Genomic DNA, 20,327 nt, shown 5'->3' on the forward strand with positions numbered 1-20,327 from the left:
AGATTACAATGAGTCCCGCATGAATGGCACCCAATTATTGAGGCTCGCGAAATAGGCTGGCATTGCTTGTGCGTTTCATGGCGCAGGACTTCCAGCGCTGTTTGGGCCGGGTCTTTCGCAGGAAAATCCTTTGCTTCACACCAGCCCTTGCCATTCTGCACGCTTCCATCCCGCATGCATCCGGACATCTCCCCCATCGCCGCAGATCTTGGCATCGCGCCAGAGCATCTCATTCTGCACGGCCGACACATGGCCAAAGTCAGCCTCAAGGCCCTGCACAACAAGCCGCAGCGCGGAAAACTGATCCTCGTCTCCGCCATCACCCCCACACCGGCGGGCGAGGGTAAAACCACCGTCTCCATCGGTCTCTCGCAAGGTTTGAAGAAGATCGGGCAAAGCGTGGCCCTGGCACTGCGCCAGCCTTCCATGGGCCCGGTGTTCGGCCGTAAAGGCGGCGCCACTGGCGGCGGTAAAAGCACCGTGCTGCCCGCGCATTCCATCAATCTGCACTTCACCGGCGACTTCCACGCCATCACCTGCGCGCACAACCTGCTCTCCGCCGTGATCGACAACCAGCTCTTCCTCGGTGAAACGCGGCTCTCTCCGGACCGCGTGCTGTGGAAACGTGTCATGGACATGAACGACCGTGCGCTGCGCATCGTGCGCACCGCCGTCGGCAAACCCACGGAACGCGTCACCGGTTTCGACATCACCGCCGCCTCCGAGATCATGGCCATCATGTGCCTCGCCGAGTCCCTGCCGGATCTGCGCCATCGTCTCGAACGCATCGTCGTCGGCTTCACCGCCGAGGGAGATCCCGTCTATGCCAAAGAATTTCGCGTCACCGGCGCCATGATGGCTCTGCTGCGCGAGGCGCTTCCTCCCAATCTGGTGCAGAGCGTCGAAGGCGTGCCCGCCTTCCTCCACGGCGGCCCCTTTGCCAACATCGCCCACGGCTGCAATTCCGTGCTCGCCACCCGCATGGCCCTCGCCCATGCCGACTTCGCCGTCACCGAGGCCGGATTCGCCTTCGATCTCGGCGGGGAAAAATTCATGCACATCAAGTGCCGTCAAAGCGGTCTCGCGCCTGCCGCCATTGTCATCGTCGCCACCGTGCGTGCGCTCAAGATGCACGGCGGAGCCGCCTTGGACCAGCTCACGCAGACCGACACCGCCGCCCTGAGCCGCGGGCTGGAAAATCTCGCAGCACACCTCGACAGCGCCGCGCAGTTCCAGCGCCCCGTCATCGTCGCGGTCAATCAGTTCACCAACGACCACCCGGACGAACTCGCCCTGGTGCATGAGTTCTGCCAGTCACGCGGCGTCCCCAGTGCCACGGCCAATGTCTTTGGCGAAGGCGGGGCAGGTGCCGTCGAGCTCGCCGAAAAAGTCCTCGCAGCTCTGACTCCGGAAGTCCCGCAGCTCCCCTTCCTCTACCAGCCAGAAGACAGCGTCGAAACCAAGCTCACCGCCATCGCCACCAAGATCTACGGCGCAGACGGCGTGCTGCTCACCGAGGAAGCGCGGGCCAAGCTGGCGCTGTTTGCCCGCAGCGGCTTCGATAAACTGCCCCTCTGCATGGCCAAGACCCAGGACTCCCTCTCCGATGATGCGAAAAAGCGCGGACGCCCGCGCGGCTTCACCATCACCGTGCGCGATTTCGAAATCGCCAACGGCGCCGGATTCCTCGTCGCCCTGACAGGAACCATGATGCGCATGCCCGCCCTGCCGAAGATCCCCGCCGCCGAGCGCATCCAGGTCACCGATGACGGCATCATGAGCGGCATTTAGCGATGTCTTGCCGTCACGGGGCGCACGCTCTAGCTTGCACTGCGCATGATTTTGGCCCGCACGTTCATCATTGGTTTTCCGTTGCTCATTGCGGCAGTGGCTGCATGGGCGGTGCATGTGTCCAAACTCAGCCGCACCGGTCGTACCGGCGGTGTGGTTGTCATGCTGTCGCAGAAGGAGCCGGCCCTGAATCCTTTTCTCCCCGCGACGGAGATTGAGCGCGAGATCACAGATCTCGTGCATGAGCCCCTGATCCGTCTGGGCCCAGACGGCACCTTGCAGCCCGGACTGGCGGAGTTCTGGCGCTGGACGCAGGACGTGACCTGCTGGTTTGCGGATGAAGCGACCGCCAAACGCGCGCAGGAGCTGCTTCAAGCCCAGATCGGTGAAAAAAACCGCTGGGCCGAGTGGCATCTCAGCTCCGCCCGCGTCCTGCAAAACCGGCTGTTGCTGAGCTTCTCCGAGCCCAACTCCGCAGGTGTCCGTCAGGCATTCGAAGTCGTCGCCGGGCTGGATCTCAAGCCCGTCGTATTCTGGCGCATCGAGCGCCGCACCCCGCTGCGCAAGTCATGGGACCTCTTCATGGCAGGCTCCTCGCAGGCGGGCCTGATCCAGCACGTCTGGTTCGATGGGGCAAACGCCTGTGAGATCGTCGTGGCGGGGGATTCGCACCGGCTGCTCGAAGACCTGCACCGTTTCCTGGACATCAGCAGCGAAGAACCGGCGGCCATCAGTCCGCTCGCCGAAGTCGGTGCCTTGAGCGAGCCCGTGCTCGATCTCGACATCCGCCCCGGCCAGCTCTGGCATGATGGCAAACCCGCGACGGCAGAAGATGCCAAAGCGACTCTCGAATTCCTGCGCGCCAATGACTGGCCGCTGCCGAATCGTGAAGCCCTCAGCAACATCCAGACACTGGAGTCGCAGAACAACGGCTCCCGTTTGCACGTGTCCTTCCGCCGCCGTCAGGGCACCGCCCTCTGCGTCTTCGTCAATCTGCCCGTCCTGCCCGCTGAGTGGCTGCGTGCTCATCCGGCAGCGCAGGATTCTGATTTCACGCACCAGTCACCGCCAGGGGCGGGCACCCACCGCATCGCTTCGCGCGACACCCGTTCGCTTCTGCTCAAGCCTGTGCATGAGGACAAATCGGTGCCGGGATTCTTGTTCAATTTCTCCGCCTCACCGTTGGTGACGCAGATTGGCATGCGCACTCAGACCGTGGATCTGGTATGGCCTGCGGCCGATCGCACACAGTTGGAACAGCTGCGCTTCACCCCGCCGCGGCAGCGCCTGGTCGTGCTTTGGAACACCCGCCATGAAATTCTGCAGCATGAGCGCTGCCGTGAGGCGCTGGCCCTGGCCACGGACACGGATGAACTCATTCGTGCGCTGCCAGGGCGGCTCGGCCACGTGGATGCCAGCTTGTTCGCTCCCGGCCTCTGGTTCAGCACGAGCGCCAAGAGCCAGCCGTTTCAGTTGGAGCAGGCGCGGCAGATCCTCACCAAGGCAGGCTGGACGCACGATGACAAAGGCGTCGCACGCACGGCAGGGCATCCGTTTCAGTTCACGCTGCTCGTGCCCGGTGGCGACACTCTGCACACACGCACGGCAGACCTGCTCGTGGCCCAGTGGCGCCGGCTTGGAGTGGAGGTGAAGATCGAGCACGCCCCGGACGCACAATCTCTCTCCCAGCGCCTGCATGAGCACCGCTTTGATGCCGTTCTGCTCGACCAGCGCTTCGAGGTTTCCTGGGACCAGCTGCCCTGGTGGCACTCCGCGCAGGCCAAAACGGGCGGCAGCAATTTCTGCGGCATTGCTGATCCGCAGATCGATCTCATCCTCGAAGCGCTCTCCGCTGAATTCGATCCCGCGCAGGTGCCTAAGCGCGTGCGGGAGCTGGAATCCAGGCTGCTTCCGCTTCATCCCATGCTCACCTTGTTCACCACCCATGACGAAGCTGCTGCCATGCCCACCCTCCATGCACAGGGTTCCACGGGCGGTCCGGTCTCCGGCTGGACCCTGCAAAATCTCATGCTCCCACCCAAGCACGCGCAGCCAGCTCCGGCAATCAAGCTCCAGCTGCGCTCCCGTGATGAAGAGCCGGAGGTGCAGCGGCCCAAACCACCGGCCAGCCCCATCAGCAAACTCCAAATGCGTCTTCCGGAATGATCAGTCTGCAGTCCTTCTCACTGCCGCCACGGTGGCTGCCATTGCGCCTCCTGCCCGGCGGCATGATCGCCGCAGGTGCAGTGTTGCTCTTGAGACGTCACACTTCGGCGGCCCCCTCTGCAGACATCTGGGCGCGCTGCGGCTCCAGTCTGGTCATGCTCGCCATCGCGCTGCCGCTGGCGCTCTGCATCGGAGTCTTCGTCGGGCTGCTCGCCCGGCAGATGGGTCCGCGCATGGAGCGCTTCATCGCGCTGCTGGGCCGTGCGCTCGCGTTTGTGCCCGTCGTGGTCCTGGTCTGGGGCTTCATCGGCGGCTGGATCGGTCGCATGGGCTGGCCGGTCGAGTCGCTGATGCCAGCCCAGTTCCCGGATGGTCAGGACTCCCGGCAGGTGCTGCTCGCACATGCCCTCTGGGAATATCTGGCCCCGTCCTTGATCCTGGCTCTGCCTCTGTGCGGTGAAATGATCCACGCGGTCATCATGGAAGGCAGGGCCGTTTTGGATCTCGATTTCTCACTGCGCGCTCGTGGCGTCCCCAAATCATCGCGGCTCTGGCTCCATCATCTCAGTCAGTTGCTGCCACTGCTGCGGGTGCACCTGCAGGCGCTGTGCCTCGTCGCGCCGGTTTATCTCATCGTCATCGAAGACGCGCTTCACTTCATGGGCTGGGGAGGCAGGATGGCCCAAAGCCTCCGTGCCGCTGACGCCCCCGGCATCGCCCTCGGATTCGCCAGCGCCGGAGCCATGCTGGCGCTCCTGGGCACCTGTCTGCACCTGCTGCCGGGCAGGCTGAAATCCGCCGACGGCTTCGTGGCCACGCTCGCTTGGCAGCCTTGGCTGCTCTGGGCGCTTGGCATCCTGGCCCTGCTTCCTGCGTCCTTCTTCTCATGGGCCATTCTCTGGACGGCCATGCTCCTTTCCGGCAGCGCCAGCTGGCATCAGGCATGGAACCGCATCGAGGCCAAGCTGCCCATAGACGCCGCCCGCGTCTGCGGCGCTACGGACTCCATGATCTGGCGCAGTCACATCGCGTTCATCCTCTTTCGCATGCTCACAGCCTGGCTGTGCACCGTGCTTGCACACACCCTGCTGGGCATGGCCGCCGCCTGCGCCCTGCTGCCCCGGTTGATCGATGCGTTGAGCGCACCGCTTGCCAACATCTACCGCCCCCTGGCCATCGCCTCGGCGCAGTCCGCCATGCAGACGCTGGTAGATCCCACCGCGCTGCTCCAGTCCGGCGCTTGCATCGCTCTTGCCGCCTTGTGTTTGATCCAAGTCAGCCGCATCCTGCAACCTCGACTCTCCTGAGCCCATGTCCGCCGAAGCCACTTCTCCCAAAGATGCCCCGCTGCTCTGCATCCGCGATCTGCAGATCGAATTCAGCCGCCATGACGCCGCGCCCACCAAAGCCGTCAAAGGCATCAGCCTTGAGCTCAAACGCGGTGAATCCATCGCCCTCGTCGGTGAAAGCGGCAGCGGCAAAAGCGCCACCGCACTCTCCTTCGCCCGCCTCCTCCCCGAGCCGCCCGCCAAAATCACCGCACGGCAGATGACGCTCAACGGCCACGAAATCCTCGAGATGAACGAGCGCGAGCTTCGCGCCATCCGTGGCAAAGAAATCGCCTACATCTTCCAGGAGCCCACCACCTCGCTCAATCCCGTCCTCACCATCCGCACCCAGATCGGCGAGGCCCTCGCCCTGCATCGCCCCGATGTCTCCAAGGCCGGACGCGATGACGAAATCGTCAAGTGGCTCGACAAAGTCGGCATCGTCGATTCCCGCAAGCGTCTCCACGCCTACCCGCACGAACTCAGCGGCGGCATGCAGCAGCGCGTCATGATCGCCATGGCCCTCTGCACCCAGCCCCAGCTCCTCATCGCCGACGAGCCCACCACCGCGCTCGACGTCACCATTCAAAAACAGATCATGGACCTCCTCGCCCAGCTCCGCCGGGATCTCGACATGTCCATCATTCTCATCACCCACAATCTCGGCATCATCCGCAGCGTCGTGGACCGCGTCGCCGTCATGTTCCGTGGCGAGATCGTCGAAACCGGCCCCGTCGATGAAGTCCTGCGCAATCCGCAGCACCCCTACACCAAGGCCCTCCTTGCCTGCGTCCCTCGCATGGGCCCCAAACAGCCCCGCCTCAAGGCCATCGACTACACCGCATTGGACGCGTAATCGCGTCATACCGCTAGAGCAACACTGGCTTGAGCTCCCGGAGGGAGCAAAGAAATTAGCCGGTGGTGAAGCGAGGCTTGGCGAGCGAGAACCACCGGACCTGTCACACGCACCGCCTCTTCTCAAGGACGCATGCCGGAGGTATGCGAGAAGTTTCCAACAGCCCAGGACTCACGAAAACTCCTCTCGCATATCTCCGGCAGCAGTAGCCTTCCCACAGGGCTGGCGCGGTCTCCAGACATCATCTCTGCGGTCTTCTAAACTCTGCGTTGTAAAATCAGGCCTCACAATCCCCATTGCACCCCACCATAGGCCCATGGTAGCCTCCCGCCATGAAAGCCTGGCTCATCCTCCTTGCGATGACGGCACCCCTTGGCGCCCAGGTGGTCCTGCCCACCACCGGCAAGAAGTTTGACACCCGCACCATCAATGGCAGCGGCGGCACCACCGGAGTCAGTGTCAACAACACCGCGCCGCCCACCAAGACCCGGCTCACCTCCTACTTCATCCTCGGCGAGCCCCGCCAGTGGAAGAGCACCGATGGCAAATCCCTGCTCGGCACCATCATCATCTTTGAAGATGCCGTGATCGAATTCGAAGCCGCCACTCCCGCCGCCGCCCGCGAAGCCGCAGGCAAAGCTACGCCTCCCAAACTGCCCGAAAAGCCCACCCTCATCCGCGAGGGCAAAATTCGCCTCCTGGTCAGCCAAAAACCCGTCGAGGTGCCCCTCGCACGTCTCAGCGAAGCGGATCGCAAGTACGTCGAAGATCTGAACGCCCGGCTCCCCAAGTGATCCCTTTTATGAAACACACCACCACCCTGATCCTCCTCACGGCAGCTCTGCTCCCCGCATGCAGCGTTCTGACCGACAAATCACCCCCCAAAACCGAGCGTGAAATGCAGGAAGAAGCCCGCCGCACCCACACCGTCCCCGACAACATCCGCGACCCCCGCCCCGAAATGCCCCCCATGGGCCCCCTCTCCATGCCCATGCGCTAGAAAGTGGGATGAGTGTGGCGACAGCCCGCTCGTCCGCCAGCGTGCCCATCCCCCCATCACTCCGCACACCCAGCGCAGGGTAGGGAGGCTTGTCCCCAAGCCTCCGCCGAACGTCTCGTGAATCCATCTCGCCTGTCAGCTCCGCCCCCCTGTGTCAGGTAAGAAACGCCTCCCCATTTGCAAAGCGGCCGCTTTCCCCCATCTTGGCCGCCCTTTATGCCCGAACTCGACAAGACCTACACACCCGCGGAAGTCGAAGCCCGCTGGTATCAGCGCTGGCTGGATGACAAATGCTTTGAAGCCGACCCCGCTCGCGTGAGCGAGACCCGCCCGGCCTACTCCATCGTCATCCCCCCGCCCAACGTCACGGGCATCCTCACCCTCGGCCACGTCCTGAACAACACCATTCAGGACATCCTCGCCCGCCGCGCCCGCATGCTCGGGAAAGAAGTCCTCTGGCTCCCCGGCACCGACCACGCTGGCATCGCCACCCAGAACGTCGTCGAAAAGACCCTCAAAAAACAGGGCGTCATCAAGCACCGCGATGACCTCGGCCGCGAAGGCCTCGTCGCCAAAATCTGGGAGTGGAAGGAAAAGCACGGCGGCATCATCATCGAGCAGCTCAAAAAACTCGGTGCCTCCTGCGACTGGAGCCGCGAGCGCTTCACCTTCGACGACGACTACAACGCCTGCGTCATGCGCGTGTTCGTCGATCTCTACAAAAAGGGCCTCATCTACCGTGGCAAGCGCATGGTCAACTGGTGCCCCTCCTCCCTCACCGCCCTCAGCGATGAAGAGGTCGTCATGAAGCCCCAGAACGCCATCATGTACCACTTCAAAGTCGAAGTGGTCGAAGAACCCGGCACCTGGCTCACCATCGCCACCACCCGCCCCGAAGTCATCCCTGGCGACACCGCCATCGCCGTGAATCCGAAGGACGAGCGCTACACCCATCTCATCGGCAAGCACGTCCGCCGCCCGCTGCCCCTCGAGAATCAAGAACTCCTCCCCATTATCGCCGACGAGCACGTCGATTTCACCTTCGGCACCGGCGTCCTCAAAGTCACCCCCGCGCACGACAAAGCCGACTTCGAAATCGGCCAGCGCCACAAGCTTCCCGTCATCGACGTCATGCACCCCAATGGCGTGCTCAATGACCTCGCCGGCAAAGACCTAGCCGGCATGGAGCGCTTCGCCGCCCGCAAACGCGCCGCCGAGCTCCTCACTGAAATCGGCAGCCTCGTCAAAGAAGAGCCCTATCAAAACAACCTCGGCTTCTCCGAGCGTGCCGATGTCCCCATCGAGTCACGCCTCAGCGAACAGTGGTTCCTGAAGTATCCGAGCGTCAAAGAATCCCAGGAAGTCGTCGCCAGCGGCGAAATGAAATTCCACCCCGACCGCTGGGCCAAAACCTACGACCACTGGATGACCGGCCTCCAAGACTGGTGCATCAGCCGCCAGGTCTGGTGGGGCCACCGCATTCCCGTGTGGAGCAAGCAGCATTCTGGCTGGACGAATGAATGCAATAGCGACCACGCAAAGGTTTGTGCAATCGCTGCACAGCGGAAGGATTTCATCGTTCAAAAAATTGATCCTGATCTGATTGGGCCCGACAATCTCGACAAACCAGTCGTCATCTACGTGGCTGTTGCTCCTGACGAGTCGAGCGATTCCGATCAAGCCAATTACATCAAGGAAATTGAAGCCCTCGGCTTCACCCAAGACCCCGACGTCCTCGACACCTGGTTCTCCTCCTGGCTCTGGCCCTTCGCCACCATGGGCTGGACCGGCAACAAAGAACAGGACTCCACCAATCCAACACTCCGCGCCTTCTACCCCACCACCGATCTCGTCACCGGCCCAGACATCATCTTCTTCTGGGTCGCCCGCATGATCATGGCCGGCTACGAATGGATGGGCGAACTCCCCTTCAAAAACGTCTATTTCACCGGCATCATCCGCGACAAGCAGGGGCGCAAAATGTCCAAGTCCCTCGGCAATTCCCCCGATCCTCTGGAGCTCATCGCCACCTACAGCGCCGATGCCCTCCGCTTCGGCATCATGCGCAGTGCCCCGCTGGGCCAGGACATCGCCTTCGATGAAAAGAACGTCGAACTCGGCCGCAACTTCTGCACCAAGCTCTGGAACGCCGCACGCTTCCGCCAGATGCAGGGCGGCACCACCGAGACCGAGATCAGCGCCGCCCTTCTCAGCAGCGACGACAAGTGGATCCTCCTCCGCCTCAACACCGCCATCGCAGAGGTCACCACGGCCCTCGAAGAGTACCGCTTCAGCGATGCCACCGCCACGCTCTACCGCTTCTTCTGGAGCGAGTACTGCGACTGGTACATTGAGGCCTCCAAGGCCGTGCTGCAAGGCACCGATGAAGCACGCAAAGCCAACACCTTGGCCGTCATCGACTTCGTTCTCAGCCATACCCTGCGCCTCTTCCATCCCTTTATGCCCTTCATCACCGAAGAGCTCTGGCACGGCATGGGCTTCAACACCGACCTCCCCGCAGACCAGGGCGGCAAAACCATCATGGTCGCCAAGTGGCCCAAGCCTCTGGACGCGGACGAACTCGCCTACTTCGGCATCCTCCCCGAAGACGAAAAAACCGCGAACGACAAATACGAAGCCGTCAATCTCGGCCGCGGCTTGAAGAGCACCTTCAACATCAACAAGCGCGTCCGCTTCGTCCTCAAGCCAAATCAAGAGCTTCCCGCTCACGAAATCGAAGTCCTCCGCATCCTCCTCAACGCCGAGCCTCTCGATGTCGATGCCTCCTTCGCTCCCACCCAAGGCACCCCCAGCGCCCTCACCCCGCTCGGCACCCTCTACCTCCCCCTCGACGGCCTCATCGACGTCGAAGCCGAGCGCGCCCGCATCGGCAAAGAAGTCGCCAAAGTCGAATCCGAGCTGGAGAAAGTCACCGCCAAGCTCGCCGACGAAAAATTCACCTCCAAAGTCCCGCAAAAAGTGCTCGATGAGCACCAGCAGCGCAAAACCGACTGGCAGGAGAAACTCGCCAAGCTCAAAGAAATGATGTCCGCCCTCGGCTGACCAGAGTAAGTAGTTCGGGCTGTAGAGAACTAGAGCAGATGAACCCATGACGTTCATCTGCCGAGGAGGGCTTCAAAGGCGTCAGCAAAGGGGGCCGCACACTCCGGGTGCGGCTTTGGGCAGTCGAGCCCGCTAAGAACTGCCCATACTGGGCAGTATTCGCACCTGCGACAGCCTCCAACCCTCAATTCCTCCTCAAGCCGCCACAAGCCCAGTGCCCTTGGAGCGCGGAATTCATTCCGCAGCACTCCGTCAGCATCCAGCGCTCTTCCCTGCGCCCGTGCGAAGGCCCGCCGCCCTGTCCTCGTCCCATCCCGCCCACCACCGCAAAGAAGCAGAAGGCACGCCATGAAGCCAGCCGTCAGCTTCTCAAGCACCGCTCAAAAACCAACCATCACTTCCCGGCATCCCCGGCATCAAACTTTTAAACTTGTCGGCACATCGCCTGCGCCGCCATGATCCAGCGCCTCTCTCCACCCAAACACACACACCTCCATGCTCAAACTCCTGCACCTCTCCTTCCTGCCAAAGTCTGCCTCCTTCGGCCTGCTCATCCTCCGCCTCTCAGTCGGCCTCTCCATGCTCCTCCTTCACGGCCGCGGAAAACTGATGAACTTCTCCGCTACGGCCGCAAAATTCCCTGCGCTTTTTGGCCTGTCCTCCAGTGTAAACGCAAGCCTCGCCGTCTTCGCAGAAGTCGTTTGCTCCGCGCTTCTCATCCTCGGCCTCTTCACCCGTTTCGCATCTCTCATGCTGGCCATCACCATGAGCACCGCCTTCTTCATAGTGCATAAAATGGCGCTCACAGGTGAGCACAGCGGCGAGCTCGCCCTCGTCTACCTCTTCGCCTACGTCACCCTCCTCTTCACCGGCGCCGGCAAGTTCTCCGTGGACCGCGCATAAAAGCTCTGGCCCGTAGGATGGGCGTGGCGACAGCCCGCCCGTCCACCAGCGCGTAGCAACAACCCTCCCCGCTCGCGCCACCCAGCGCCGGTAGGGAACCGCTGCTGCGGGTCCCAAATTTCGGGTCTGCAGCATCGCAGGCTCCAAAAAAGGTCCGCCGTCCATAAAGCAATGAAAAGCATGCCGATCACCTGGCATGAAGCTCCGCCGCCACCCATCTTTTCTTGCATTCCCTGGCAGGCGGTGAACCGTCACCATCTTATGGCAAAAGTGACTCTCGGCCTGGTGCAAAGCCGGGCCTTCTCAAGCAAGGAAGAAAGCGTGCAGCAGCATGAACGTCTCATTCGTGATGCCGCGGCCCGTGGCGCGCAGATCATCTGCCTGCAGGAGCTCTTCAACACCCCCTACTTCTGCATCACGCAGGACACCGAACTCTTCAATCTCGCCGAAGCCGTCCCCGGCCCCACCACCGACAAGCTCGCCCCTCTCGCCAAAGAACTCAGCGTCGTCATCATCGTCCCCCTCTTCGAAAAACGCGGCCCCGGCCTCTACCACAACACCGCCGCCGTTATCGACGCCGACGGCACCGTTCTCGGCAAGTACCGCAAGATGCACATCCCCCAGGACCCCGGCTTCGAAGAAAAATTCTACTTCACCCCCGGAGACCTCGGCTACCGCGTCTGGGACACTAAATTTGGCCGTATCGGCGTCCTCATCTGCTGGGACCAGTGGTACCCGGAGGCCGCACGCCTCACCGCGCTCATGGGCGCGGAGATCCTCTTCTACCCCACCGCCATCGGCTGGCTCCCCAGCGAAAAAGCAGAACTCGGCAAGGCCCAGCACTGCGCCTGGGAGACTGTCCAGCGTGGTCATGCCGTGGCCAACGGCTGTTACCTCGCCGCCGTCAACCGCGTCGGCACCGAGCAGCAGAGCGAATTCTGGGGCCAGAGCTTTGTTGCAAATCCGTATGGAGAAATCGTTGCAAAGGCCTCCGTGAGCGATGAAGAGATTTTGATCGTGCCGTGTGACCTTTCTGCGGTGGAAGATTTCCGCCGCATCTGGCCTTTTTTCCGTGATCGCCGCATTGACACCTACGCTCCCCTGACCAAACGCTATATCGATGAGTAAAGCCTCCTATCCCCAAAACTACCGTCTGCCCGCCGAATTCGAGCCGCAGGAGGCAATCTGGCTGTCCTGGCCTTCCAACAAGGAAAGCTGCCCCAAGACTTACCACAAGTTGCAGGACAAGTTCGGCGAGATCGCCAGCGTCATCTCCCGCTACGAGCGCGTGCGCATCAATGCCCCGATGCTCAGCCACATGAACATCCGCCTCAGCATCGCCGACAACGAGGGCGATCTCAGCCAGGTCGATCTTTACGAGAACAACACCAACGACGTCTGGTGCCGTGACCACGGCCCCATCTTCATCAAGCACAACGAAACCGGCCAGGTCGCCATCACCGACTGGGAATTCAACGCCTGGGGCGGCAAGTTCCCGCCATGGGACCTCGACAACGCCATCCCCGAAAAAGCGGCCGCCGCTCTCAAGATGGAGCGTTTCACCTCCAAGATGATCCTTGAAGGCGGTGCCATCGAAACCAACGGCAAAGGCACCCTCCTCACCACCGAGGCCGTCCTGCTCAATCCCAACCGCCATGGCGGCAAGCCCGGCAACAAGGCCGAGGTCGAAAAAGAACTCAAGGCCATGCTCGGTGTCAAAGACATCGTCTGGTTCAAGAAAGGCATCGAAGGCGACGACACCGACGGCCACATCGACGACATCGTCCGCTTCATCCGTGAAGACGCCGTCATCTGCATGGTCGAGCCCCGTGATTCCGACCCGAACCACAAGGTGCTCAAGGAAATCCGCGAGCGTCTTGACGACGTCAGAGCTCCCGATGGCGGCAAGCTCGAGATCATCGAAATCGAAATGCCGCAGGCCATCGAAATGAAGGACTGGCGCCTCAGCCGTCTCCCGGCCAGCTACGCGAACTTCATGATCATGAACAACGCCGTGCTCGTCCCGCTCTTCGGTCACAAGAAGAAGGACGCCGCTGCTGAAGACAAGATCTCCGAATGCTTCCCCGGCCGCGAAATCATCTCCATGATGGCCAAGGATCTCGTCACTGAAGGTGGCGCCTTCCATTGCATCGGCATGCATCAGCCGAAGTAAGCCGCCTGGTCCGCAAAATCTTGAATATTCAGCGCCCTAAATCAGTGGCGCTGAATATTCATACTGAATAAATAGACCCTAAATAAAGCGACTTCTCCTTACAAAGACTTACTTGGAGGTCGTTTTCGGTCTGGTACGTTCGTGGTTCTATGTCGGCTCCACGAAATCATGCTCTCTTCATGTTCTGTCGGGTGACAGCTTCACTGTCGGCGCTGTTGTTCCTCGCGGCCTGCGCACTGCCTGCGGACGCTTTTAAAAATTACTCGGCGGCCACCAAGGTCAGCCAGTGGAACAGCATGCTGGATGCCCTCGGTGGCGGCAGTGTGAAACGTGCGGAAAGCGCAGGCGATGCTCCGCTCTTCAACGGTGCCGTGTCCATGAATGTGCCCACGCACTCGGGCTCCATCAATGACATCTCCCGCTTGTTTGCCGGCATGGACTCGTCCTACAGCCAGACCGCCGCCGTCACCGCGCACAAGCAGCGCATGGACAGCCTCTGGGCCGCCCACCAAAACCTCCGCCGCGGCCCCTTGCAGTCCTGGGCCAGTGAAGAGATCGGCGACATCAGGAATGCAAACGCCATGTTCTACCCCTTCAGCGGGCCGGACTTCCTGTTTGCCAGCGCCCTGTTTCCCTCGGCAGAGACTTACGTGCTCTGCGGTCTGGAGCCTGCCGAACCCCTCCCTCGCCTGAGCGATCTGTCCCAGTCCGAAATCGACTCTGGCCTCACCGGTCTTCACAACGCCGTCGCCAACATCATGCAAAACGGCTACTTCATCACCACCGAGATGCGCAGCAATCTGCAGGCCACCCGGTTTCGCGGCGTTCTGCCGCTGCTCATGGCCTTCATGTCGCGGACCGGTCACACAGTAGATTCCGTCGACACCGTTCGTCTGGATGGCGCGGGCAATGTCACGCTCTCTGGTTCCTCAGGAAACACCGGCCTCATGATTCGCTGCCGCAGCGGCTTGGGGGCCTCCAAGAGGGTCTTCTACTTCCGCCAGGACCTCTCCAATGGTGGCGTCACCGCCAGCGGCCCGTTTCTGACCTTCGTTTCGCGTCTGGGCCGCGTCCCTGCCTTCTTGAAAAGCGCCTCCTACCTCATGCATGAAAGCGGCTTCTCCAACATCCGCGACTACCTCCTGCGCCACAGCAGCGCCATCGTGCAGGATCCCTCCGGCATCCCTTTCCGTGACTTCGGTCGCTACGGCTGGAATCTCTGGCTCTACGGCAACTATCGCGGCACCTTGGAGATCTTCTCCGGCCACCAGCAGCCGGATTTGGTCACCGCCTACTCCTCCGGAAGATACCCTGTGAAGCCCTTGAATTTCGGCATCGGCTACCTCATGAACCCCCAAATGACCAGCCTCATGGTGGGTCGCCCGACCCGCTGAAGCCGGAAAGGCAGACTTTTGGTTGACGTCAGTCTCTCCTCGGCTAGTATCGCGCCCCAATTTTTCCCCAGAACTCATCATGGCTACCATCTGTCAAATCACCGGCGTCGGCGTTACTCGCGGCCACCACATCCATCGCAGCGGTAAAGCCAAGAAAGAAGGCGGTATCGGTCGTCACATCACCAAGCGTGTGAAGCGCGTCATCCTCCCGAACCTTCGCAAAAAGCGCATCTTCGTTCCTGAGCTCAACAAGTTCATCGACGTCAAGCTCAGTGCCCGCGCCCTCAAGACCATCGACAAAAACGGCGCTTACAACGTCCTCAAAGGTGCCGGCCTGATCTAATCAGCCACCGTTCATTTTCCCCCACGGGCGGATCTGGCAGCAGATCCGCCCTTTTTCGTGCCCCCGCGTAGGATGGGTATGGCGACAGCCCGTGCATCCTTCGAAGCACGCAGTGCGAAGAATGGACCCGTCTGTGAGCGCGTGACAAACGCCAATGCCGCCAATCCTCCCCAGCCTCAGGTGGCGGGGGCTAGTGATGCCCGGAAATCGTGCTGCTCCCCGGAATCCCCGCCCCTGAAACCACGCCCGAATGCGGCTGGTCAAAGAGCACCGGCAGGTGGTTGTTCAGGTCCGTGTACCCCAGCGTCGGACTCCAGCTCACGTTTGGGAAACCATAGAAGTTAAGTCCATGCCCCTGCGGCACATACACGCCACCACTGCCCGCGCCAATGTGGGAGTTGCTGGGGCTCCAGCCACGATTCCGATACATCCCGTGTCCATGATAGCCCCCGCCATAATACGCTCCCATCTGCCCTAGCCCCAGCACGGGTGCCAGGCTCTGCATATAGCCGCCATTCGGCTGCTGCACATACACCACCGGCTGTTGCGCCGCATACTTGGCCTGCGCGGCGATCATGGCCTCGGCCATCTTCGTTTCGCGCTCGCGTTTGGCCAGCTCGGCCGCCTTGCGTGCCTCGGCCTGCCCTTTCTCATACGCATCCGCTTTGAAGGCGTCATACCCCAGCGCATTGCGCATCGGTTCGGACAGATCCGAAAACAACACTTTTGCCACCCCCTTGCTATGGGAAAACAACACCCCATCCGGGTCACGTTTCATGATCTTGCACCGTTCATAGGTTTTCCCTTGAGCAGTTTCAATCGTGGTTGGCTCTCCTGCACTTGCACAAACCGCGAATCCCAATTGAAGCGTGACAATCAGAAGTGAGAACGTTTTCATAACCGTTGTGGATTTGACTCCAAAACGCCACTTTTGCCAGCTCTTTTAATGCTTCACATAGACGAAGCAAATCTCTCAACGGTGGTGATGCATGCCACCGAATCCAAAGCCCCCTCCGCCGATCCCGATGTGAATCCCATGCCCCAGATTCCATTGGCCGCTGATCGTTGGGCCATAGCAGCCCCCATAAGACCCTCCGTAGCTCGGGTATCCCCCGTACGAGTAGCCGCTGTAATACGGGTAGCTCCCATACGAGTAGCCGCCGTAATATGGGTAGCTCCCATACGAGTAGCCGCCGTAGGGGTAGCCGTAACCGTATCCAGAAGAGTACCCGCTGCCCGAGTACCCATACGGATAGCCAAAGCGCGAGTAGCTGCTCCCACTGTAGGACCGCCCACCCACCGCTGGACCCGTGATCGGCGTCCCCACCCACGAAGGAGATGGAGCGCCCGCGGTCGATGCTGACGTGGCCGCAAGCTGGCTCGCAGTCGCCAGATAGCTCGCCTCAGCCATCTTCGCCTCCATCAGTCGTTCCTGCATCGCGATCTCCCGCTGCTTCTGCCGCTCCTGCTCCGCTTTACGCAGCGCAGCCTGCTCCTTCTGATACTCGGCCTCCGCCTTCGGATCGTAGCGGAATTCACTCCTCAGATTCTCAGGCAGCTCTGCGAAGAGGATTTTAGCCGCGCCATTCTTGTGCGAGAAGCTCACCCCGTCCGGGTAGATGTGCAGCACCCGGCACTCGTAGAAAGACCTGCCGTCACGCGTCGTGATGGTGCCATAGCTCTTTGGAGCAGCGCTGGCCGGAAGCACACTGAGCAGCAGGGCGGCAAACAGAACAGATCGTTTCATGAGAGACCTCCAAAAAGGTGATGTCCAATACGACAACGAAGGCAGGGCCGCCGTTGCATCTAATTAAACGTCAAAACTCCAAAAACATTCAGCCGAGGTCCTAGACCATCGGGCAGCTCAGCCAAAACGTGGTCGTGTTGTTCTCCGACGCCACACCCAGCTGGATGTTCATCTGATGGCTCAGCATCGCGGCAATCGTCAGCCCCAGGCCGAGGTGATTGCTGTTCTTCGAACCATGGAACGGACGGAAAACCTCCTGAATCTTCTCCGGAGCGATCTGGGATCCAGTGTTGCTCACCAGGATGTCCACCCGGCGCTGTTCAGCCGGGGTGATCGTGCCAGGGCCGCAGATCTTCAGCGCACAGCGGCCACCACCCTTGGCGGCGGCTTCAGCGGCGTTTTTCAGCAGCTCGGTCAGGATGTCTTTGAACTTCGTCGGATCCACCAGAATCGGCGGCAGGCCGGCCTGCACATCAGCCTCGAGCTGTACGCCCTCCTTTTGAAACGGCTCCATCACCGCGCCCTCGATGACAGGGAGGTATTCATTCAGACCGAGTGACTGCGCGGTGATCTTCGCACAGCCGCCGGCGGAGCGAATGCGCTCGCTCAGATTGGTCACCCCCAGGGACGCCTCACGGATGTGCTGCATGTTTTCGCTCACCCCGGGATCCAGGTCGTCCGTCATCAAAATCAAACTGCTGAAGCCCTGGATCACTGCCAGCAGGTTGTTCAGCTTGTGCGTCAGCCCTCTCAGCAGTTCCTGGTGAAAGCCTTCGCTATGTTCAAGGCCGAGATTGAGGGTTGTAGGGAAATAAAACTGCATGACAAGAAGTTACTGGGACAGACCGAAGTAATGCAGTCGGGCGGCGGCGGTGTAAACGCGAATTTGGCGACTTCTTCTGGGCGGGTGTGACTAAAAACTGGCATCCCCTCCGGCATCACGCCAATGTGCCTTCATGGCACTCCTCGAAGTACGACACCTCACCAAGCGCTGGCCCACCGGGCGGCTCGCTTTGGATGACGTCGGCTTCGAAGTCCGCGAAGGCGAGATCCTCGGCCTCCTCGGCCACAATGGCGCCGGCAAAAGCACCATCATGGGCATCACCCTCGGCATGGTGCGTCCGGACATGGGAGAGGTCCGCATCGGCGGCCGCAGTGTGCAGCAAAATCGCGCCGCCGCCCTCCAGCAGATCGGTGCCATCTACGAGGCCGCCGTCTTTTACGATTACCTCAGCGGCTGGCAAAACCTCCGCGTCCTCTGCTCCCTCTCCGGCTGGTGGGACGAGGCCGAGGTGAAGCGCGTCGTGCAGATGGTCAATCTCACCCGCGCCATCCAGCAAAAAACCGCCACCTACAGCCACGGCATGCGCCAGCGCCTCGCCCTCGCCCAGGCCCTCCTCCCACAGCCCAGGATCCTCCTCCTCGACGAACCCACCGACGGCCTCGATCCCGAAGGCATCCGCGAGTTCCGCGAGCTCATCCTCCACCTCCGCAAGCACCACGGCATGACCATCATGCTCAACTCCCACCTTCTCGGCGAAGTCGAGCAGATGTGCGACCGCTGTGTCATCCTCAAGGACGGCAAAAAAGTCTTCGAAGGCCCTGTGCCGCAGCAGGAAAAATCCCGCCGCATGTTCCAGCTCGAAACCAGCGACATCGGCCTCGCCCGCGAAGTGCTCGATCGCAGCGGTGCCACCATGGACAAGCACGGCATCGTCGAAGTCCCGCTCAACATGGAGCCGCATGAGCTCGTCACCGCGCTCGTGAATGGCAAAGTACAGGTCCATACCTGGCAGCCCCACCGCCGCACCCTCGAAGACCTCTACATGGGCCTCTCCTCCAAATCATGACGCTCTTCCTCCAGCAGTGGTATGGCGAGCTCCTGAAGCTCTTCGCACGTCGCCGCACCTACATCGGTTTTGGTGCCTTCATCGCGCTCGAGATCCTGATCCTCATCCTCATCAAAAAATTCGGCATGGGGCCGATCCAGAAAGCCATCGTCGGTTCGGGCCAGAGCTTCGAGTACTACTTTTCGGCGCTCACCGTGGCCAGCACCATCATGGGCTTCTCCATCTTCCTCCTAGGTGCCTTGTTCCTCACCCTCGTTGCAGGCGACATCGTCGCCAAGGAAGGGGAGGATGGCCACATGCGCCTGCTGCTCGCACGGCCCGTCAGCCGCTTCCGCCTGCTGCTTCTCAAGTACCTCACCTGCAGCGCCTACGCATTCTTTCTGGTGCAGTTCTTCGCATGGACGTCATTCCTTCTCGGCCTCATCCTGCGCGGCTGGGGCGGCGGTTACTTCGCCATTGTGCCTGAAGTCTCCGTCGTCGCGTTCTATGACTGGGGCCCCGGCTTGCAGCGCTATGCCCAGAGTTCACTCTATCTCGGCCTCAGCATGACGGTGGTCAGCAGCATCGCGTTTTTTCTCTCCTGCTTCCGCATCAAGCCCGCCGCCGCCACCATCGGCGCTTTGACTTACATCCTGGTGGACTTCATCATGCGCAACAGCGGCTTCATGGACAACTACCAGCATCTGCTGGTCACCAAGCACATGGCCGCCTGGGGGCGCATCCTCGCCGAAAACATCGACTGGCCGCTTGTCTGGCGTGGCTACGCCGTCATCTTCGCCGTAAACGTGACACTCTTTACCCTGGGCTACGCCGTATTTGAATCCAGAGACTTAAAATCATGAACGTCATCAACAACATCCGCCAGCTTCGTTCCTGGAGTACCATCAACAAAGGTGTCCGCTGCGTCTTCGTCCCCACCATGGGCGCCATGCACGATGGCCACGCCGCTCTCATCCGCACCGCACGTGAGATCGCCGGCCCGAACGGCAATGTCGCCGTCAGCATCTTCATCAATCCCCTGCAGTTCGGCCCCGGTGAAGACTTCAGCAAATACCCGCGCACCCTCATCGAGGATCTCAGCCTCTGCCGCGACAACGGTGCGGACATGATCTTCGCGCCGAAGGCCGAGGAGCTTTTTCTCCCGGATCGCAGCATCGTCCTGCACGAGACCAGCCTCTCACAGCACCTTTGCGGTGCCAGCCGCCCCGGCCATTTCGAAGGCGTCTGCACCATCGTCGCCAAGCTCTTCAATCTCGTTCAGTGCGACGACGCCGTTTTTGGCAAAAAAGACTACCAGCAGTTCGCCATCATCCGTCGTCTCGTGCGCGACCTCGATTTCAATGTCGTGCTGCATGGCGTCGAGACCGTGCGTGAACCCGACGGCCTCGCCATGAGCAGCCGCAACCGCTATCTGACCCCCGAGGAACGCACCGAAGCCCCCGCAATCCGCACCGCGCTCCTCGCCGCACGGGATGCCTGGAAAAACGGCGCGCATGACCCCGATGTCCTGCGCCGTCTCATCACCCAGATGATTCAGGAGAAGGCCCCGTCAAGCCGCATCGACTACATCGCCGTCGCGGATGCCAGCACCCTGGAGCCCGTCTCGGCCACCACCGAGCTCGTCGTCATTGCCGTCGCCGCCTACTTCGGCACCACCCGTCTCATCGACAACATCGAGCTGAAGTAGTGCGGGCAATCCTGCCCGCTCAATCG

General features: G+C 61.3%; 18 protein-coding genes. 15 read left to right on the plus strand and 3 right to left on the minus strand.

The genetic code is table 11. The features are described from left to right. Nucleotides 1-174 precede the first annotated feature (174 nt). From ACILSL_RS11470 to rpmB, 12 genes are all read left to right on the plus strand, one after another. Entirely contained in the window at nt 175-1,791 is a 1,617-nt protein-coding gene (locus ACILSL_RS11470; RefSeq protein WP_395732169.1) for a formate--tetrahydrofolate ligase, read from the plus strand. Between the two features lie 45 nt (nt 1,792-1,836). Next, a complete protein-coding gene (locus ACILSL_RS11475; RefSeq protein WP_395732170.1) occupies nt 1,837-3,957 on the plus strand; it encodes an ABC transporter substrate-binding protein in 2,121 nt (706 codons plus the stop codon). Continuing rightward, on the plus strand, nt 3,954-5,264 hold the full coding sequence (locus tag ACILSL_RS11480; protein WP_395732171.1) for a hypothetical protein: 1,311 nt from the start codon (nt 3,954-3,956) through the stop codon (nt 5,262-5,264). The genes ACILSL_RS11475 and ACILSL_RS11480 overlap by 4 nt, the downstream gene beginning before the upstream one ends. Before the next feature lie 4 nt (nt 5,265-5,268). After that, nucleotides 5,269-6,141, plus strand: a complete 873-nt coding sequence (locus ACILSL_RS11485) for an ABC transporter ATP-binding protein (protein WP_395732172.1) — start codon at nt 5,269-5,271, stop codon at nt 6,139-6,141. A 332-nt stretch (nt 6,142-6,473) separates the two neighbouring features. Beyond that, nucleotides 6,474-6,935 carry a hypothetical protein gene (locus tag ACILSL_RS11490; RefSeq protein WP_395732173.1) on the plus strand — a complete coding sequence of 154 codons (462 nt, stop codon included), beginning with the start codon at nt 6,474-6,476 and terminating at the stop codon, nt 6,933-6,935. 8 nt (nt 6,936-6,943) lie between these two features. Beyond that, on the plus strand, nt 6,944-7,141 hold the full coding sequence (locus tag ACILSL_RS11495) for a hypothetical protein (RefSeq protein WP_395732174.1): 198 nt from the start codon (nt 6,944-6,946) through the stop codon (nt 7,139-7,141). 216 nt (nt 7,142-7,357) lie between these two features. Beyond that, entirely contained in the window at nt 7,358-10,204 is a 2,847-nt protein-coding gene (locus ACILSL_RS11500; RefSeq protein WP_395732175.1) for a valine--tRNA ligase, read from the plus strand. Between the two features lie 495 nt (nt 10,205-10,699). Further along, nucleotides 10,700-11,107, plus strand: coding sequence for a DoxX family protein (locus ACILSL_RS11505; RefSeq protein ID WP_395732176.1), 408 nt, complete (start codon nt 10,700-10,702; stop codon nt 11,105-11,107). Between the two features lie 261 nt (nt 11,108-11,368). Then, on the plus strand, nt 11,369-12,235 hold the full coding sequence (locus ACILSL_RS11510; RefSeq protein ID WP_395732177.1) for a carbon-nitrogen hydrolase: 867 nt from the start codon (nt 11,369-11,371) through the stop codon (nt 12,233-12,235). Further along, nucleotides 12,228-13,280 carry an agmatine/peptidylarginine deiminase gene (locus tag ACILSL_RS11515; RefSeq protein WP_395732178.1) on the plus strand — a complete coding sequence of 351 codons (1,053 nt, stop codon included), beginning with the start codon at nt 12,228-12,230 and terminating at the stop codon, nt 13,278-13,280. Before ACILSL_RS11510 ends, ACILSL_RS11515 begins: the two co-directional genes overlap by 8 nt. A gap of 191 nt (nt 13,281-13,471) precedes the next feature. Next, entirely contained in the window at nt 13,472-14,674 is a 1,203-nt protein-coding gene (locus ACILSL_RS11520) for a hypothetical protein (RefSeq protein ID WP_395732179.1), read from the plus strand. Between the two features lie 79 nt (nt 14,675-14,753). After that, entirely contained in the window at nt 14,754-15,017 is a 264-nt protein-coding gene (rpmB, locus tag ACILSL_RS11525; RefSeq protein WP_395732180.1) for a 50S ribosomal protein L28, read from the plus strand. 190 nt (nt 15,018-15,207) lie between these two features. On the opposite strand, the gene ACILSL_RS11530 is transcribed toward rpmB, so the two are convergent. The 3 genes from ACILSL_RS11530 to ACILSL_RS11540 form a co-directional block, all read right to left on the minus strand. Beyond that, complete coding sequence (locus tag ACILSL_RS11530) at nt 15,208-15,795, minus strand: hypothetical protein (RefSeq protein WP_395732181.1); 588 nt, start codon at nt 15,793-15,795, stop codon at nt 15,208-15,210. A 195-nt stretch (nt 15,796-15,990) separates the two neighbouring features. Then, nucleotides 15,991-16,764 carry a hypothetical protein gene (locus ACILSL_RS11535; protein ID WP_395732182.1) on the minus strand — a complete coding sequence of 258 codons (774 nt, stop codon included), beginning with the start codon at nt 16,762-16,764 and terminating at the stop codon, nt 15,991-15,993. A gap of 100 nt (nt 16,765-16,864) precedes the next feature. After that, the gene (locus tag ACILSL_RS11540) at nt 16,865-17,587 is read right to left on the minus strand and encodes a sensor histidine kinase (protein ID WP_395732183.1); all 723 of its coding nucleotides are present in this window, start codon (nt 17,585-17,587) and stop codon (nt 16,865-16,867) included. A 133-nt stretch (nt 17,588-17,720) separates the two neighbouring features. Between ACILSL_RS11540 and ACILSL_RS11545 the strand changes: the two genes are divergently transcribed. From ACILSL_RS11545 to panC, 3 genes are read left to right on the plus strand one after another with little or no spacing between them, the layout of a single operon-like run. Then, nucleotides 17,721-18,614 (plus strand): ABC transporter ATP-binding protein, encoded by an 894-nt coding sequence (locus ACILSL_RS11545; RefSeq protein ID WP_395732184.1) that lies wholly within the window; start codon nt 17,721-17,723, stop codon nt 18,612-18,614. Beyond that, the gene (locus ACILSL_RS11550) at nt 18,611-19,456 is read left to right on the plus strand and encodes an ABC transporter permease (protein WP_395732185.1); all 846 of its coding nucleotides are present in this window, start codon (nt 18,611-18,613) and stop codon (nt 19,454-19,456) included. The genes ACILSL_RS11545 and ACILSL_RS11550 overlap by 4 nt, the downstream gene beginning before the upstream one ends. Further along, nucleotides 19,453-20,301: a pantoate--beta-alanine ligase gene (gene panC / locus ACILSL_RS11555; RefSeq protein ID WP_395732186.1), complete on the plus strand. Its 849-nt coding sequence runs from the start codon at nt 19,453-19,455 to the stop codon at nt 20,299-20,301. The genes ACILSL_RS11550 and panC overlap by 4 nt, the downstream gene beginning before the upstream one ends. Nucleotides 20,302-20,327 lie beyond the last annotated feature (26 nt).

It is taken from the genome of Prosthecobacter sp. (genome assembly GCF_044222345.1).
In the GTDB taxonomy this organism is placed as follows: Bacteria; Verrucomicrobiota; Verrucomicrobiia; order Verrucomicrobiales; family Verrucomicrobiaceae; genus Prosthecobacter.

Excerpts from the sequence above, each read along its gene's own strand:
- ACILSL_RS11475 (WP_395732170.1), top strand. The coding sequence starts at position 1,837 with ATGATTTTGGCCCGCACGTTCATCATTGGTTTTCCGTTGCTCATTGCG.
- ACILSL_RS11505 (WP_395732176.1), top strand. The coding sequence starts at position 10,700 with ATGCTCAAACTCCTGCACCTCTCCTTCCTGCCAAAGTCTGCCTCCTTC.
- ACILSL_RS11515 (WP_395732178.1), top strand. The coding sequence starts at position 12,228 with ATGAGTAAAGCCTCCTATCCCCAAAACTACCGTCTGCCCGCCGAATTC.
- ACILSL_RS11510 (WP_395732177.1), top strand. The coding sequence starts at position 11,369 with ATGGCAAAAGTGACTCTCGGCCTGGTGCAAAGCCGGGCCTTCTCAAGC.
- ACILSL_RS11490 (WP_395732173.1), top strand. The coding sequence starts at position 6,474 with ATGAAAGCCTGGCTCATCCTCCTTGCGATGACGGCACCCCTTGGCGCC.
- ACILSL_RS11470 (WP_395732169.1), top strand. The coding sequence starts at position 175 with ATGCATCCGGACATCTCCCCCATCGCCGCAGATCTTGGCATCGCGCCA.
- ACILSL_RS11485 (WP_395732172.1), top strand. The coding sequence starts at position 5,269 with ATGTCCGCCGAAGCCACTTCTCCCAAAGATGCCCCGCTGCTCTGCATC.
- ACILSL_RS11535 (WP_395732182.1), bottom strand. The coding sequence starts at position 16,764 with ATGAAACGATCTGTTCTGTTTGCCGCCCTGCTGCTCAGTGTGCTTCCG.
- ACILSL_RS11545 (WP_395732184.1), top strand. The coding sequence starts at position 17,721 with ATGGCACTCCTCGAAGTACGACACCTCACCAAGCGCTGGCCCACCGGG.
- panC (WP_395732186.1), top strand. The coding sequence starts at position 19,453 with ATGAACGTCATCAACAACATCCGCCAGCTTCGTTCCTGGAGTACCATC.
- rpmB (WP_395732180.1), top strand. The coding sequence starts at position 14,754 with ATGGCTACCATCTGTCAAATCACCGGCGTCGGCGTTACTCGCGGCCAC.
- ACILSL_RS11530 (WP_395732181.1), bottom strand. The coding sequence starts at position 15,795 with ATGAAACGTGACCCGGATGGGGTGTTGTTTTCCCATAGCAAGGGGGTG.
- ACILSL_RS11495 (WP_395732174.1), top strand. The coding sequence starts at position 6,944 with ATGAAACACACCACCACCCTGATCCTCCTCACGGCAGCTCTGCTCCCC.
- ACILSL_RS11480 (WP_395732171.1), top strand. The coding sequence starts at position 3,954 with ATGATCAGTCTGCAGTCCTTCTCACTGCCGCCACGGTGGCTGCCATTG.
- ACILSL_RS11500 (WP_395732175.1), top strand. The coding sequence starts at position 7,358 with ATGCCCGAACTCGACAAGACCTACACACCCGCGGAAGTCGAAGCCCGC.
- ACILSL_RS11550 (WP_395732185.1), top strand. The coding sequence starts at position 18,611 with ATGACGCTCTTCCTCCAGCAGTGGTATGGCGAGCTCCTGAAGCTCTTC.
- ACILSL_RS11540 (WP_395732183.1), bottom strand. The coding sequence starts at position 17,587 with ATGCAGTTTTATTTCCCTACAACCCTCAATCTCGGCCTTGAACATAGC.